Raw genomic sequence first — 13,596 nt, 5'->3', positions numbered from 1 at the left:
CGCGTTGAGTCTTCGAAACGGGTAGCTTTTTTCAACGACTCTACGCGAGGTAATCGCCGTGTCGCCATCGTTCCGGCCGGATATCGAGGGCTTACGCGCGCTGGCGGTGTCAGGCGTCGTCGCGTTCCATTTCGGTCTGTCGGACCTGCCGGGCGGCTTCACCGGCGTCGACATCTTCTTCGTCATCTCCGGCTATCTGATCACCGGCCAGCTGCTGCGGGAGATTGCCGAGGATGGCAGGCTGGACCTGTGGCGGTTCTACGCAAGGCGCGCCCGGCGCCTGTTGCCGGCCTCGCTGTTCGTCATCTTCGCGACGCTGGTCGCCGGCTACTTCATCCTGTCGCCGGACGAACAGTCGCTCTATTCGAAAGGCGCCATGTATGCCTCGGCCTATGCGATCAATTTCTGGCTGATCCGCTGGTCGTTCGACTATTTCGCCGCCGATGCGGCGAACAACCCGTTCATCCATTTCTGGTCGCTCTCGGTCGAGGAGCAGTTCTATTTCGTATGGCCGGGGCTGCTTCTGCTGGCCGCATGGCTGCGCCCGGGCAAGCGCACTGCGATCCTGGTGATCGGCCTCACCGGCGCGGTGTCGTTCGCCGTCTGCGCCTGGCTCACCACCGTGGCGCAGCCGTGGGCCTTCTATTTCTCGCCGCTCAGGGCCTGGGAATTCGCCGCCGGCGGCCTGGCGACGATGGCGCCGGCAAAATTCTGGCGAGAGCGCCCGCAAATGGGCGCAGCACTGGCATGGCTTGGCCTGGCGCTGATCGCCGGTGCCTATCTGACCTTCAGCGAGCAGGACACCCCCTTCCCCGGCTTCGCGGCGGTGGTGCCGGTGGCCGGCACCGTGCTCCTGCTGCTCAGCGGCTCCGGCAATGTCCAAAGCGGGCCGAGCGCCATGCTGGCGCTGCCGCCTTTGCAATGGCTGGGGAAACTTTCCTACTCGCTCTATCTCTGGCACTGGCCGGTCATCGTCTATGCGACGATGATGGTGCCCGACCTCTCGTGGCCCGGGCGGCTTGCCTGCGTGGCATTGACGCTGGCGCTGTCGCTCTTCACCTATAATTTCATCGAAAACCCGATCCGTCGCAATAGCTGGCTGATGGCGAGCGCGGCGCGCGCGCTCGTTCCCGCTGTCGTGCTGACCGGTGCGGGCGTGGTCGTGGCCTATGGCAATGCGCGCTTTGCCGAGCACAATCTCAGCCCCGAACAGCGCGTCATCGCAAGCAGCGCGGCGCAGAGTTCCACGGTGCGCGCGACCAACGCCGGCTGCGTGCTCGATCTGGAAACCATCAAGCCGAACCCTTGCGTGTTTGGCGCGAAAGATGCCGAGCACTCGGTGGTGCTATTCGGCGATTCGCATGCCGACCACTGGTCGACGCCGCTGATCGAGGCGGCCAGCAAGAACAACTACCGGGTCGTCACCTATCTGAAATCCTCCTGCCACGCCTCGCGGGTGACGACCTGGAACTCGCGGCTGAAGCGCGACTACAGCGAATGCGACCAATGGCGCGAGCAGTCGATCAGGGACATCATTGCCTTGCATCCGAGTCTGGTGGTGATCTCGGAATTCTCGATCGGTAATATGATGCGGGAATCGCCCGATGAATTGAAGCACGCCAATTGGAACGAGGAGTGGCGGAGCGGCCTGCGCTGGACCCTGGGGGCGTTCAGTCAGGCCGGGATCAGGGTCGCGGTCATCAGAGACGTGCCCTTCAATAGCAGCTTTGCCGACAAATGTGTGGCACGCGCCCTGTGGCGCGGCCAGACGCCGGCCGCATGCGGCACGCAGAGGGTGATGGCCGCCAATGACGACATCGCCAAGGAAGAGCGCGACATCGTGCGCGGCATTCCGAACGCCACCTATCTCGACATGACGAACCGCTTTTGCGATCAGACCACTTGCCATGTGTTCATCGACGGCATGCTGGCCTTCCGCGACCGCCACCACCTTGCAACGCCCTTTGCGGCAACGCTGGAGCCGCCGATCGAGCGCGCGCTGTTCTCGAAGGTGGCGGCGGAGATGTAAGGGCGGCGCAAGACGCGCTTTTTCACCCGACATCTCAGTGCAAGCCAAACTCGCGCAGCAGTTCTTCGCGGTAGCGCACGAACCGGCTCTCGCTGCGATCGCGGGGGCGCGGCAGGTCAACCTCGACCAGCCGCGCTGAGCCGCCCTTCTCCCTGGGCAGGATCAGCACCCTGTCGGCAAGATAGATCGCTTCTTCCAGATCATGGGTGACCATGACCATGGTGACGTTCTCCTCGCTCCAGATGCGCGCCAGTTCCTCCTGCATGCCGATCTTGGTCATGGCGTCGAGCGCGCCTAGCGGCTCGTCGAGCAGCAGGATTTCAGGTTGCACGGTCAAGGCCCGGGCGATGCCGACGCGCTGCGCCATGCCGCCCGAAAGCTGCCTGGGATAGGCATCGCTGAATTCGGCCAGACCGACGAGCGCGGTATAGAAGCGGGCCTTGTCCTCGGCCTCCGCCTTGGGCACGCCCCGCACTTCGAGGCCAAAGGCGATGTTGCCGAGCACCGTCAGCCAGGGCAGCAGGCGCGGTTCCTGGAAGATGACAGCGCGCTCGGCGCCGACGCCATGGACCGGCCTGCCGTCGATCGCGACACCGCCGCTGTCGGCGGCCTCCAGCCCAGCAAGAATGCGCAGCAGCGTGGTCTTGCCCGATCCGCTGGCGCCGACTATGACGAGACATTCGCCGGAGTGGATGGCGAGGTTTGAGCGCCCTCAGCACGGCAAGCGGGCGCCCGCCGAGGGTGAAGGATTTGGAGAGGTCGCGTATCGTGACCTCGCCGCCGCTTGTGCTGGCCATGGCCGTCTCCCGATCAATTGGTTTTCGTTTCGCCGCGTTGGTAAAGGATGTCAGCGGCTTTCAGCCTGCCCTTGGGCAGCCGGCCGTCGCGCTCGAGCACGCCGACCCAGAAGTCTATGTCGCGGTCGTCAGCCTTCGCCCCTTCGCGCAGGCCGAAGCCGGTCCAGTAGCGCGCCAGCTCGCCATTTTCGCCGCGCTTGTCGAGGATGTCCGCGAGCACCTTGCGCGCCTCGTCCGGGTTCTGGCGCGACCAGTCGGCGGCGCGGGCCGACTGGGCTACGAAATTGCGGGCGCCATCCGGATGCGCCGTGATGAAGTCGCGCCGCAGGACAATGAAGCCGCCGGCCAGTTCGCCCAGCACGTCGGTGTCGTTGAACACGCCGCGCACGCCGCCCTTGTCGACTAGCGCGCCGGCAAACGTCGCCTGCCAGTAGCCCAGTGCCGCGATATCGACCTGGCGTGACCGCAATGTCTGTTCAAGCTGCGGCCCGGGCACGACGACGAGGTTGGCGGCATCCGGCGGCAGGCCGACGCCGTGCAGCGCCTCGCGCACGGTGTAGTCGAGATGGGCGCCGAGCGTGTTGACCGCAATGGTCTTGCCGGCGATGTCGGCGATCGATTTGATCGGACTGTCTTCCAGCACGTAAAACACGCTACGCACTCGGCCGTTGATGCCGTTGCTTGGATAGGCGGCGACGAAGTCGTTGCCGCCGGAGATCGAATTGATCACCGCAGCGGTTGCGGCCGAGCCGAGATCGACGCTGCCGGAGGCGAGCGCGAACAGCGATTCCGGGCCGCCGCTGGAGTAACCGACATTCTCAAGCTTGACGCCGACCTCCTTGAAATAGCCGAGCGCGCCCGCCAGTTCATGCGGCGAGATGCTGCCGCGGCTGGCGAGGTAGCGCAACGTGACCGGCGCGGCTTGCGCAACGGCAAAGCGAGGCAGGCCGGAGGCGATGATGCCGGCGGCAAAGGGAACACCCGCAAGCAGGGATCGGCGAGTGATTGGCATGGTCCGGTCTTTCCTGTTGGAGAATGGTGCCTGTTGGAGAGGATGGTTGAAATCTGGTCAGTCGATGGGATTGCTCCAGCGGCAGATCCGCCGCTGCAGGCTGACCAGCGCCTGATTGGCGATCAGGCCGAGGCCGGCAAGGATGACGATCGCTGCAAACATCAGGGGGATCTGGAAGTTGTACTGCGCGTTCATCACCTGGAAGCCGATGCCCTTGTTGGCGCCGATCATTTCGGAAGCGATTAGCAACAAGAGCGCCGTGGTCGCACTCAACCTCAGCCCGACGAAGATCGACGGGACGGCCCCTGGAAGCACGACCCGGCGAAACGCGGTGAGCCGCGTGGCGCCTCCCCCAGCCCGAGCAGCAGGATGAACACCGGGTAGAGTGCCAGCGCCGAGGTCTGCCGGAAAACCTGCAGGATCGGGTCAAGCGCGGTTTCGATGGCGCGCACCTGGCCCATGAACAGACCGAGCGGGATGGCAACCGCCACAGCCGCCGCGAAGGCGAGGCCGGCGCGCTGCAGGCTGATGGCGATGTCGCCGAGCAAGGTGCCGCCGGCCAGACCGTTCCACAATGCGAAGACGATCGTGTCGATCGGCGGCAGCACCGCGGCGTTGACCCATCCCGCGCGGCTTGACACCTGCCAGATCGCGAGGAAGGCGATCAGGATGCCGTAACGGGACAGGAAGCGGATGACAGTGCGGTTGGCCAGGCGCGGGAAATCGGCGCCAAGGCCGGTTCTGCCGTCATGTGCATCGATCGTGACCCGCTGCTCGATGTGTTGCAAACTCATCGTCTTGCCCTTTGCTTCAAGGGAATCTATTCGGCGGCCAGCACCTTGGAGCGGCCGGCGGTCCAGGGATTTTCCGGCCGCCGGAGGCCGAGATTCTCGCGCAGCGTCCTGCCTTCGTAGGCGGTGCGGAACAGGCCGCGACGCTGCAGCTCGGGGATCACCAGGTCGACGAAATCTTCGAGCGCGCCAGGCAGCCACGGCGGTAGGATGTTGAAGCCGTCGGCGGCCTCGTTGCCGAACCATTCCTCCAACTGATCGGCGACCTGCGCCGCGCTGCCGATGATGGTGTAGTGGCCGCGCGCCGTCGCCACCCACTGGTAGAGCTGGCGGATGGGTGAAGTTGTGCTCGTCGGCAATCTGGCGGATCAGCGCCTGGCGGCTCTTCATGCCTTCGGTTTCCTTGCTCGGCGGCAGCGGTCCGTCGAGCGGGTAGCCCCTGATGTCGAGCGTCTGGCCGGCCAGCCCATTGAGCAGGGCCACGCCATCCTCGGGCAGGATCAGCTCGTTCAACTGCCGGTACTTGGCGCGGGCTTCCTCTTCGGTGCGACCGACGAAGGGGGCTACGCCCGGCATGATCAGCACCTGACCGGGATCGCGGCCGACCGCCGCCACGCGCGCCTTGATGTCGCGGTAGAATTCTTGCGCCGAGGCCAGATTCTGGTGGGCGGTGAAGATGACCTCAGCCGACTGGGCGGCGAGCTTGCGTCCGTCCTCCGACTGCCCGGCCTGCACCATCACGGCATGGCCCTGCACCGGGCGTGGCACATTGAGCGGGCCTTTGACGCTGAAATGCCGGCCCTTGTGGTCGATGTCGTGAAGCTGGTCCTTGTCGTAGAAGCGCCCCGACTTTTTGTCGCGGATAAAGGCATCGTCTTCCCAGCTGTCCCACAGCGCCTTGACCGTCACGACATGCTCATGCGCCCGGGCATAGCGCTCGGCGTGGGCAGGCTGCGTCTCGCGATTGAAGTTGCGCGCGGTCTCGTCGCCCGCCGAGGTCACGACATTCCAGCCGGCCCGGCCGTTCGACAGCAGGTCGAGCGAGGCGAACTTGCGGGCGAGCGTATAGGGCTCCTCATAGGTGGTGGAGGCGGTGGCGATGAAGCCCAGATGCGTGGTGAGCGGCGCCAATGCGGCAAACAGCGTCACCGGCTCGAACCCGGCGATCTTGGCATTGCCGCCTTCGCGGGCGCCGAGGCCGACGGTCAGATTGTCGGCGAGGAAATAGGCATCGAACAGGCCGCGTTCGGCGGTCAGCGCGAGCTGCCTGTGGAACTCGAAATTCGTCGCGCCGTCGGCCGGCGCGTCAGGATGGCGCCAGGCAGCGATATGCTGTCCGCCACCGGGCAGGAAGGCACCAAGCTTGATCTGCCTGGCCTTGCTGGGTCTGGTCATTGCGGGCTCCTTCTGAGCTGTGCGGGAAGGGAATTGAGGACGCGGGCCGGTGGCGTGTTCAGGCGGCAAGACCAACGCTGCGTGGCACCGCCCGACATGCTTCGGCGACCGCTTGCCTGGCGCGAGCATGGATGGCTTCGGACACCAGCACGCCGTTGGCGAAGTCCTTGTCGGAGGCATAGATCGCGGTCGGCAGGGTCAGCGCCTCGAAGAAGCCGAACAGCGGCCACAGCTGATGTTCGACCACCAGCGAATGACGATCGCCGCCGCCGGTCGCAGCAAGGATGACCGGCTTTCCCCGCAGGGACGACGGGTCGAGCAGGTCGAAGAAATGTTTGAAAAGCCCGGTGTAGCTACCTTTGAAAGTCGGCGAGCCAACCACCAGGACGTCGGCGCCCAGCAATCGCTCGACGATGTTCCTGGCCAATGGATCCAGGTCGCCAATGCGCCTTGCCAGCGGAAAGGACCGACCGAGATCCTCGATGTCGAAAACGGTCGAGGCTGCGCCGGTGCTGCTCGCCACCTCCGCAACGATGTGGCTGATGAACGCCTTGGTCTTCGACGGACGGGTCAGGTTGCCCGACAGCCCCACCACCAGATTTTTCGACATTTGGGCTCCTCGCAAAACACTTGTGTGCATTAACTCTACTAAGTTTATAGAGTTTGATGAGAGAGAAGATTTCAAAACGAGCCCGCCAAGCGGATTGAGTTTGCGGCACATCGCCGTTGATTGGTTCTTTCAACGCGAAATGCGAACGGCGAGTTTGGCAAGGGTGCCTTGACCGCATTCCGGCCATGCGTTGATGATCTCAGCGCACCAAAGGCATCGCCCCCCCGGGGATTCGCATGAAAACAGGGATTCGCATGAAAACAGCCGTTCTGACGTACCTGCTCCTGGCCATTTTGCTGGCATCGCCAGCCCAGGCGGGCTGGAAGCCGGTCGAAAAGGTCGAGACCTACGCCGTTTCAGGGCAGACCGGTCCCCAGCTCCATGCCTCGATGGGCGAGCGCGGTCCGACGATCGGCAAAAGCAGGGTCCGCGCCATGGCCTATACCAATTTCAAGCTGACCTGGGTCAGGGACTATCAGCAGCAAGGCAATTCCTGCGTGCTGGTGTCGGCGCGCCCAAAACTCATCATAACCTACACCTTGCCCAAATCGTCCGGGCCGGTGCCGGCCGCCGTGCAGAAGAGCTGGGACGTTTTCGCCGCTGGCCTCGCCGCCCACGAAAAGGTGCATGGCGACATCATCATCGACATGGTCCGCAAGATCGAGACGGCGACCATCGGCCTGTCCGTCCCCGACGATCCCGGCTGCAAAAAGATCAGGACCGAAATGACCAGGCGGCTTGCCGAACTCTCCCAGGCGCAGCGGCAGGCAAGCCGCGATTTCGACCGGGTAGAATTCGCCCCACGCGGCAATCTGCAGCAGCTCATCGTCGCTTTGCTGATGGGGCGGTAGTATTGTGAGGACTGAGCGAGGCACCCCCTCTGCCCTGCCGGGCATCTCCCCCTCAAGGGGGGAGATCGGCTGACCGCAACGCCGCACCTCGTCCTTCAACATCTGCGATTGAGGCCGGAGCGACGCGAAGGCGTAATCTCCCCCCTTGAGCAGGGCTGTCCGGGGAAAGTTCTTGTGCAACTCGGACGAGTCTTTGGGCGCTGCATTGCAATCCCCGAATGGTATGGCCCGCGTCCGTTTCGTCGTTCGACCGGTGCGCATACGGAAAGAGAAGCACCGCTCGGGGTCCAAAAGTCGAAAAATGCAATCAATGCGAGTCTTCCGCAGCCCGGTATGCAACCGAAAAACTTTCCCCGGACAGCCCTGCCCCTTGAGGGGGGAGATGTCCGGCAGGACAGAGGGGGGCGCCGTAGAGCGCAGGCCTCGCCTCACCCCGCCACCGGCGTCCACATCACATCCTCGACCCTGCCCGCCCCCGTCGCCAGCATCACCAGCCGGTCGAAGCCGAGCGCGGCGCCGCTCGCCTGCGGCATGATGGTCAGTGCGGCGAGGAAATCCTCGTCGATCGGATAGCGCTCGCCATAGATGCGCTGCTTCTCGTCCATCTCAAGGATGAAGCGCCGGCGCTGCTCGGCGGCGTCGGTCAGCTCGCCGAACGCATTGACCAGCTCGACGCCGCAGCAATAGAGCTCGAAGCGCTCGGCGGTCCTCGGGTCATCGGCGTTCGGCTGGGCAAGGGCGGCCTGCGAAATCGGATAGCCGTAAAGAATGGTGGCGCGCCCCTGCCCCAGCCCCGGCTCGATCTTTTCCACCATCACCCGGCTGAACAGATCGGCCCAATTGTCGTCGGGCGCGGTGCGCAAGCCCGCCTGGACCAGAGCCGCGTGCAGCGCCTCGCGATCGGTGCTGCCGTCGGCGGCGACCGTGGCCAGCAGGTCGATGCCGGCATAGCGCGCAAAAGCCTCGGCGACGCTCAACCGCTCCGGCTCGGCGAACGGATCGGCCTCGCGGCCGCGAAAGGCGAAGCGTTTCGTGCCGGCGCGCTCGGCGGCCAGCGCGACAAGCCCGGCGCAGTCGCGCATCAGGCTGTCGTAGGTCTCATCGGCCCGGTACCATTCGAGCATGGTGAAGGACGGATGGTGCAATGCGCCGCGCTCGCGGTTGCGATAGACCGCACTCAGGCTGAAGATGCGTTTCTCGCCGGCGGCGAGCAGCTTCTTGCAGGCGAATTCCGGCGAGGTGTGCAAATAAAGCGGCAGGTGCCGCCCGTCCGGGCCGATCGCCTCGGTGGCGAAGGCCGACAGATGCGCCTCGTTGCCGGGCGAGACCTGCAGCGCCGCCGTCTCGACCTCGATGAAGTCGCGATGGGCAAACCAGTCGCGCAGGGCCACAGTGATGGCATTGCGCAGGATCAGCCGCGGCCGCCGGTCGGCGTGAACATCAGGCGTCCACCAGGGCGAGGCGGCGGTCATGACGACAGGATTTGCATCGAGGACTGGCGATTGCCGCCAAGATGCGCTAGGCCGCACCGGACGGCTCCCGCAGCCGATTTGCGCCGGTCGGCGCTCCCAGGCCAGTCAACGCTGTTAGGAATAAAGCCCGTGAAGGTCATCGCCAGTTCCCTACGCAAAGGCAATGTCGTCGAAAAGGACGGCAAGCTCTATGTGATCCTCTTTGCCGAAAACATCCATCCGGGCAAGGGCACGCCGGTGACCCAGCTAGACATGCGCCGCATCTCCGACGGGGTGAAGGTTTCGGAGCGCTACCGCACCACCGAGCAGGTCGAGCGCGCCTATGTCGAGGAGCGCGAACATACCTTCCTCTACCACGATGCCGAAGGCTATCATTTCATGAACCCGGAAAGCTACGACCAGGTCGCGGTGCCGGAAAGCGTGGTCGGCGAGATGGCGCCCTATCTCAAGGAAGGCATGGCGGTGCAGATCTCCCAGTATAACGGCATCGCCATCTCGCTTGTGCTGCCGCAGCGCGCCACCTTCGAGGTGGTCGAAACCGAGCCGGTGACCAAGGGCCAGACCGCGTCCTCGTCCTACAAGCCGGCGACGCTGTCCAACGGCGTGCGCACGCTGGTGCCGCCGCACATCACCGCCGGCACCCGCGTGGTGGTGATGACTGCCGATGGCGCCTATGTGGAGCGCGCCAAGGACTGAGAGGCAGGATCGCTTTTGTCGTCGCTGCCGGTGTCCCGCGCGATGAACGCCTAGGTTAAGCCGCAACTCACGCCGGTGCCACCATGCGTGCCGTCTCCTTCACTGAACAGTGCAGCTTCAGCCAAGGATGAAACCCGCTACCAGAACTGTAAGGATCATCGACAGCGGGACGGCAAGCAGGCAGCATGCCTCCAAGGTGTTGATTCGCCAAGAGTTCATCGGGCGCTTCCCAGTTGGTTTCCTATCTAAACGGGCAGACTGGGATGGCAGTTCCACGAAAAATCTCCGGCGTCATTCCGTGCCGCTATCATGCCGATCGACACGAACCCCGGTCATCCAGCGGGCACGCGCCAGATGCGTCGCCCAGGCGCGGAATGCCCGCTCCGGCTCCTGCTCCGGGTCAATGTGCAGGACGCTGTGGGCGACCTCGCGCCAATCGGCGCCGTCCGCCGAAGCATCGAGCAGCCGCATGTAAGTCAGCATGCAGTGCTCGTCATACGCGGTCAGCACCGAAGACGTCGGCGCCGTATCTGCGAAATGAGGATTTAGCGGCATCTTTGGCATAGTGACCTACCAGCAATGGCGCAGCGTAACAGGCGGTCGGGAAACCCGCGCCCTTCAATTGGAGGATGCTGGCGGATCGAGCTTCGCCTCCAGCCTGATCACCCATCGGTGCGGCGCCCCATCCGTTGGCGCCCTACCCCCGCGGCCGCCGCATCAGCATCATTCCGTAATGCACCGCCAGCAAGTCCAGCCCGATTTTGAGCAGTTTCGACAGCACATCCCGCGGCTCGCCGGTCTGTTCGGCGAGGCTCTTCACCGTTTCGCCATGGCAGCAGACTTTTTGCACCACGACCGACACCTCCCAATGCGCTAGCGCCCTGGTGGCGTCGGCATAGGCGCGGCCGGCGGACAGGATGCGGTCGGCAACGCCGCCGCCGATACGTCCGCCGTCGACGCGCTCGGTCAGCGCCATCGGCCTGACGCCGTCCTGTGCCGAGACGCGAAAATCCTCGCGGTAGCGCATGCCCGCCTCGCGCTGCTGGCGCGACAGCGAGGTGATGCCGGTCAGCGGGTCAACGTTGCGCACGCGCACGATGCCGCCAGTCGCGGTGTGGCCGCTATTGGACACTTCATAGACGCGCCTCGCCTCCAGCGTGCCGGTCGCCAGACGCTTGCGGCCAAAGGCATCGTCCTTCAGCGCGAAATCATGACCGACCTGCTTGCGGATGCGCACCTGCTCGGCCTCGCCCGTGGGTAATTTGGGCGGTTTGGGTTTGGCCTTTTGGGCAGTCTTGCTCATGGACAGTCTCCTCGTTTGATTTGCTGCCTTCGCAGAACCTGGGATCCTCCGCGCAGCGGGGGCGAGGAACCGGGCCGCCGTGCTTGGCGAGAAGACTCTCGACCGATGCTGCTCACGCTGCGACCGCGAGGGCCGTACGGCGACGATCGCAGAACCGCGCCGCGTGATAGGCGCAGTAGCTTTTCAGCGGCCGCGTGCGCAGGCCGCAGCACAGCATCTCCAGTCCCGGCCGGCTGCCGGGCGCATCGTTTTCGGGGTCTTGCTCGAGCGTCAGATCGAGCGGTGCGCGGCAGCGGTTGAACAGGCAGTCGATGAAGCGCATGGCCGCGACATGCGGCTGGCGCCCGACGGCGGCTGCGGGGCGCGGCGACGGCACCTTGAGGGCCTCGCCGTCGGGCCCGTGGATCTCGCGCACGAACGGGCTCTGCGGCAGCCAGACCGGCGGCGCCAGCCTGGCCGGGGTGCGGGCGATGCTTTGCAATTTTGTGTCGGTAAAGGCGGGCATGGCGTTGGTCCATTGAAAGGTTGCGTAGATGCCGAAGCTGCGCCCTCTCCCCGTTCCCGGGGAGAGGATGCCGGCAGGCAGGTGAGGGGCAGCGCGGCGGCGCCGAAATTCGGGGCCGGAGCCGTGGGGGACGGCTCCGGCCGTTCCGGTCGCCGCCGCTGACGGCAGGGCGACCGGATCCGAGGCGCGAGCCTCGGGCTTCGTCCCGGCCGGGGAGGAGGACAGCCGGGACGGATGGGAAAGCGAGATGGAGCGTGGCTTGTGCATGGCTATATATAAGCATAACTCAAGAATTGTGCAAGCCATTCTTTCATGGACGAAACCGATTCTTATGTTTCAGATGGCGCCATGGCGAAAACCTCATTGTCGATCAAGGTCGGGGCGGCGATCCGCAAGGCGCGCAAGCAGCGCGGCCTGGTGATGCGCCATATTGCCGAGCATAATGACACCGACGTCGCCGCTGTCGGCAATTGGGAAACCGGCCGCAACCTGCCAAAAACCGAGAACCTTTTGAAGACCGCTGCGTTCCTGCGCGTCGACCCGGTGGCGCTCGGCAAGGGCGAGGTCGTCTTCCTCGACGACGCCGACACTGTCGCCGACGCCGAGATCGTCACCGACGCCGCCCCCCTGCCCGCCGGCCCGATGGACATCGAGCTTCTGGGTGCGGCGGTCGGCGGCGACGACGGCGACTTCACCTTCAACGGCGAGGTCGCCGGCTATGTCCAACGCCCGCCCGGCATCGCCCATCTGCGCAAAGTGTTCGCGCTGCACGTGCTCTCCGACTCGATGGTGCCGCGCTACGAGCCCGGCGAGATGCTCTATTGCGGCGGCCGCGATGCCGTGCCCGGCGACCACGTGGTGATCGAGATATTTCCCGAGGAAAACGAGCGAAACGGCAAGGCCTTCATCAAAAAGCTGGTCAAGCGGACCGCCGCCGAGCTGGTCGTCGAGCAGTACAATCCGCCGAAGACGCTGACCTTCAACCGCTACGCGATAAAACACGTCTGGCGCGTCATCCCGCTCAAGGAACTATTGGGGTATTGAGGCGGAGCGCGCCTTCCCCCCTGTGGGAGAAGGTAGATCGCCACACACTCAAGCCCGCATGGATCTCTCCAGTGGAACCTCGCGCTCGCCAAGCATCCGCGCCTCGGCGCGGCGCTGCTGCCGCTCGTCGACGAACGCCGCCTGGATCGAGACCGCCGCGCCCGGCAGGCCATCGGCGCGACAGGCCGAACAGCGAAGCCGCCCCGACAGCGCCGCCAGCGGCGTCTGCGCGGTCACCCCGAAACGCCTCAGCTCCGCCGGCTTCCACCATCTGTTTCGACCGCAATCGATACACTCGACCGCGATCGACACGACCTCGGCGATCGTTGCTTCCTTGCCCGGCAATGCCATCGTCCCTGATGCCTCAGTTCCTATTTTGTTCACATCATTAGGGGTTTTTCCCGAAGAGTCGAGTCGGTTCCGCTCAACCCATGCAAAAGTTTAACTTGTGCATTTTTTGAGTTATGCTTATATCCGATACCCCAGACGAATGGGCGGCGGGACACGGTTTCCGTCGCGCCGCCGCCAGCCAAGGAGACGAAGATGGACGCCCTCTCCGCCCAGTTCGCCCGTGATTGCGGCTATACCGGCGACGGCCCGGCCATGCTCGCCGCCTTCGCCGCTATCCGCCTCGACGGCATAGGCCGGGCGCGCCTCGGCCATGGCCAGCGCAAGGCGCTGGTCGACCGGTTGAAGCTCGGCGAGGCCTTGTTCCTGGCGGCGATCCGCCCGGCGCAATCGGCTGAGGAGGCGCTCGAGGACGCCGCCCGCTTCATTGCCCGTTATCGCAACATGCCACGCTGGCGCCAGGAAAGGCGCGGCGCCGATCTCGCCCGCGCCAGGCAGCAGCGGCTGCTGGCGCGCTTCTTCCGCCGCTACGGCCACCGCCTCTGGGCGCGGCAGGCGGCGTAAGCCGGAGGGTCGGCGCTTGCGCCAGCAGCATTGGTAGTTAGTGAAAGCCGAAGCGGCATTCGCAGCTTCATTCCAGCTTGGGTTCCTCGCCCCCACGAGAGTGGGGGAGAGGTGGCTCGGCGAAGCCGAGACGGAGAGGGGGACTGCGCCCTACGAAAGCCCCCTCTCCGGGCGCGGGG

Annotated in this window: 12 protein-coding genes and 3 pseudogenes; 5 read left to right on the top strand and 10 right to left on the bottom strand. The window is 65.0% G+C overall.

Annotated elements, in window-relative coordinates:
• Positions 1-58: 58 nt before the first annotated feature.
• The gene (locus tag AC0L16_RS09185; protein WP_473620300.1) at positions 59-2,029 is read left to right on the top strand and encodes an acyltransferase family protein; all 1,971 of its coding nucleotides are present in this window, start codon (positions 59-61) and stop codon (positions 2,027-2,029) included.
• A 34-nt stretch (positions 2,030-2,063) separates the two neighbouring features.
• Here AC0L16_RS09185 and AC0L16_RS09180 read toward each other — a convergent pair.
• The 5 genes and pseudogenes from AC0L16_RS09180 to msuE form a co-directional block, all read right to left on the bottom strand.
• Positions 2,064-2,826: pseudogene (locus AC0L16_RS09180) on the bottom strand (ABC transporter ATP-binding protein).
• Positions 2,827-2,839: 13 nt separating this feature from the next.
• Positions 2,840-3,838, bottom strand: coding sequence for an ABC transporter substrate-binding protein (locus AC0L16_RS09175; RefSeq protein ID WP_473620299.1), 999 nt, complete (start codon positions 3,836-3,838; stop codon positions 2,840-2,842).
• A 57-nt stretch (positions 3,839-3,895) separates the two neighbouring features.
• Positions 3,896-4,632, bottom strand: a pseudogene (locus tag AC0L16_RS09170) (ABC transporter permease).
• A 26-nt stretch (positions 4,633-4,658) separates the two neighbouring features.
• Positions 4,659-6,024: pseudogene (locus tag AC0L16_RS09165) on the bottom strand (LLM class flavin-dependent oxidoreductase).
• A gap of 58 nt (positions 6,025-6,082) precedes the next feature.
• The gene (gene msuE, locus AC0L16_RS09160; RefSeq protein WP_473620297.1) at positions 6,083-6,634 is read right to left on the bottom strand and encodes an FMN reductase; all 552 of its coding nucleotides are present in this window, start codon (positions 6,632-6,634) and stop codon (positions 6,083-6,085) included.
• Between the two features lie 254 nt (positions 6,635-6,888).
• Here msuE and AC0L16_RS09155 point away from each other — a divergent pair, with 254 nt between their 5' ends.
• Complete coding sequence (locus AC0L16_RS09155; RefSeq protein WP_473620295.1) at positions 6,889-7,485, top strand: DUF922 domain-containing Zn-dependent protease; 597 nt, start codon at positions 6,889-6,891, stop codon at positions 7,483-7,485.
• 428 nt (positions 7,486-7,913) lie between these two features.
• Here AC0L16_RS09155 and epmA read toward each other — a convergent pair whose 3' ends face one another.
• Entirely contained in the window at positions 7,914-8,957 is a 1,044-nt protein-coding gene (epmA, locus tag AC0L16_RS09150) for an EF-P lysine aminoacylase EpmA (protein ID WP_473620294.1), read from the bottom strand.
• Positions 8,958-9,086: 129 nt separating this feature from the next.
• Between epmA and efp the strand changes: the two genes are divergently transcribed.
• Positions 9,087-9,653 carry an elongation factor P gene (efp, locus tag AC0L16_RS09145; protein ID WP_128170705.1) on the top strand — a complete coding sequence of 189 codons (567 nt, stop codon included), beginning with the start codon at positions 9,087-9,089 and terminating at the stop codon, positions 9,651-9,653.
• A 291-nt stretch (positions 9,654-9,944) separates the two neighbouring features.
• Here the strand turns inward: efp and AC0L16_RS09140 are convergent, their stop codons facing one another.
• The 3 genes from AC0L16_RS09140 to AC0L16_RS09130 form a co-directional block, all read right to left on the bottom strand.
• Positions 9,945-10,217, bottom strand: a complete 273-nt coding sequence (locus tag AC0L16_RS09140) for a hypothetical protein (RefSeq protein ID WP_473620292.1) — start codon at positions 10,215-10,217, stop codon at positions 9,945-9,947.
• A gap of 133 nt (positions 10,218-10,350) precedes the next feature.
• Positions 10,351-10,956, bottom strand: coding sequence for a DUF6456 domain-containing protein (locus AC0L16_RS09135; protein WP_473620290.1), 606 nt, complete (start codon positions 10,954-10,956; stop codon positions 10,351-10,353).
• Between the two features lie 112 nt (positions 10,957-11,068).
• The gene (locus AC0L16_RS09130) at positions 11,069-11,461 is read right to left on the bottom strand and encodes a hypothetical protein (protein WP_473620288.1); all 393 of its coding nucleotides are present in this window, start codon (positions 11,459-11,461) and stop codon (positions 11,069-11,071) included.
• A 348-nt stretch (positions 11,462-11,809) separates the two neighbouring features.
• Between AC0L16_RS09130 and AC0L16_RS09125 the strand changes: the two genes are divergently transcribed.
• The gene (locus AC0L16_RS09125; protein ID WP_473620286.1) at positions 11,810-12,505 is read left to right on the top strand and encodes an XRE family transcriptional regulator; all 696 of its coding nucleotides are present in this window, start codon (positions 11,810-11,812) and stop codon (positions 12,503-12,505) included.
• Positions 12,506-12,553: 48 nt separating this feature from the next.
• Here the strand turns inward: AC0L16_RS09125 and AC0L16_RS09120 are convergent, their stop codons facing one another.
• Positions 12,554-12,856 carry a hypothetical protein gene (locus AC0L16_RS09120; RefSeq protein WP_473620285.1) on the bottom strand — a complete coding sequence of 101 codons (303 nt, stop codon included), beginning with the start codon at positions 12,854-12,856 and terminating at the stop codon, positions 12,554-12,556.
• A 192-nt stretch (positions 12,857-13,048) separates the two neighbouring features.
• Here AC0L16_RS09120 and AC0L16_RS09115 point away from each other — a divergent pair, with 192 nt between their 5' ends.
• Positions 13,049-13,417: a hypothetical protein gene (locus AC0L16_RS09115; RefSeq protein WP_473620283.1), complete on the top strand. Its 369-nt coding sequence runs from the start codon at positions 13,049-13,051 to the stop codon at positions 13,415-13,417.
• Positions 13,418-13,596 lie beyond the last annotated feature (179 nt).

This window comes from Mesorhizobium sp. WSM4848 (assembly GCF_055811375.1).
The sequence above is the reverse complement of the archived record's forward strand: the minus strand, read 5'-3'. Positions and strand labels throughout refer to the sequence as shown.

Coding starts and splice junctions, on each gene's coding strand:
- epmA (WP_473620294.1), bottom strand. CDS start 8,957: ATGACCGCCGCCTCGCCCTGGTGGACGCCTGATGTTCACGCCGACCGG.
- AC0L16_RS09140 (WP_473620292.1), bottom strand. CDS start 10,217: ATGCCAAAGATGCCGCTAAATCCTCATTTCGCAGATACGGCGCCGACG.
- AC0L16_RS09130 (WP_473620288.1), bottom strand. CDS start 11,461: ATGCCCGCCTTTACCGACACAAAATTGCAAAGCATCGCCCGCACCCCG.
- AC0L16_RS09125 (WP_473620286.1), top strand. CDS start 11,810: ATGGCGAAAACCTCATTGTCGATCAAGGTCGGGGCGGCGATCCGCAAG.
- AC0L16_RS09135 (WP_473620290.1), bottom strand. CDS start 10,956: ATGAGCAAGACTGCCCAAAAGGCCAAACCCAAACCGCCCAAATTACCC.
- msuE (WP_473620297.1), bottom strand. CDS start 6,634: ATGTCGAAAAATCTGGTGGTGGGGCTGTCGGGCAACCTGACCCGTCCG.
- AC0L16_RS09120 (WP_473620285.1), bottom strand. CDS start 12,856: ATGGCATTGCCGGGCAAGGAAGCAACGATCGCCGAGGTCGTGTCGATC.
- AC0L16_RS09155 (WP_473620295.1), top strand. CDS start 6,889: ATGAAAACAGCCGTTCTGACGTACCTGCTCCTGGCCATTTTGCTGGCA.
- AC0L16_RS09175 (WP_473620299.1), bottom strand. CDS start 3,838: ATGCCAATCACTCGCCGATCCCTGCTTGCGGGTGTTCCCTTTGCCGCC.
- AC0L16_RS09115 (WP_473620283.1), top strand. CDS start 13,049: ATGGACGCCCTCTCCGCCCAGTTCGCCCGTGATTGCGGCTATACCGGC.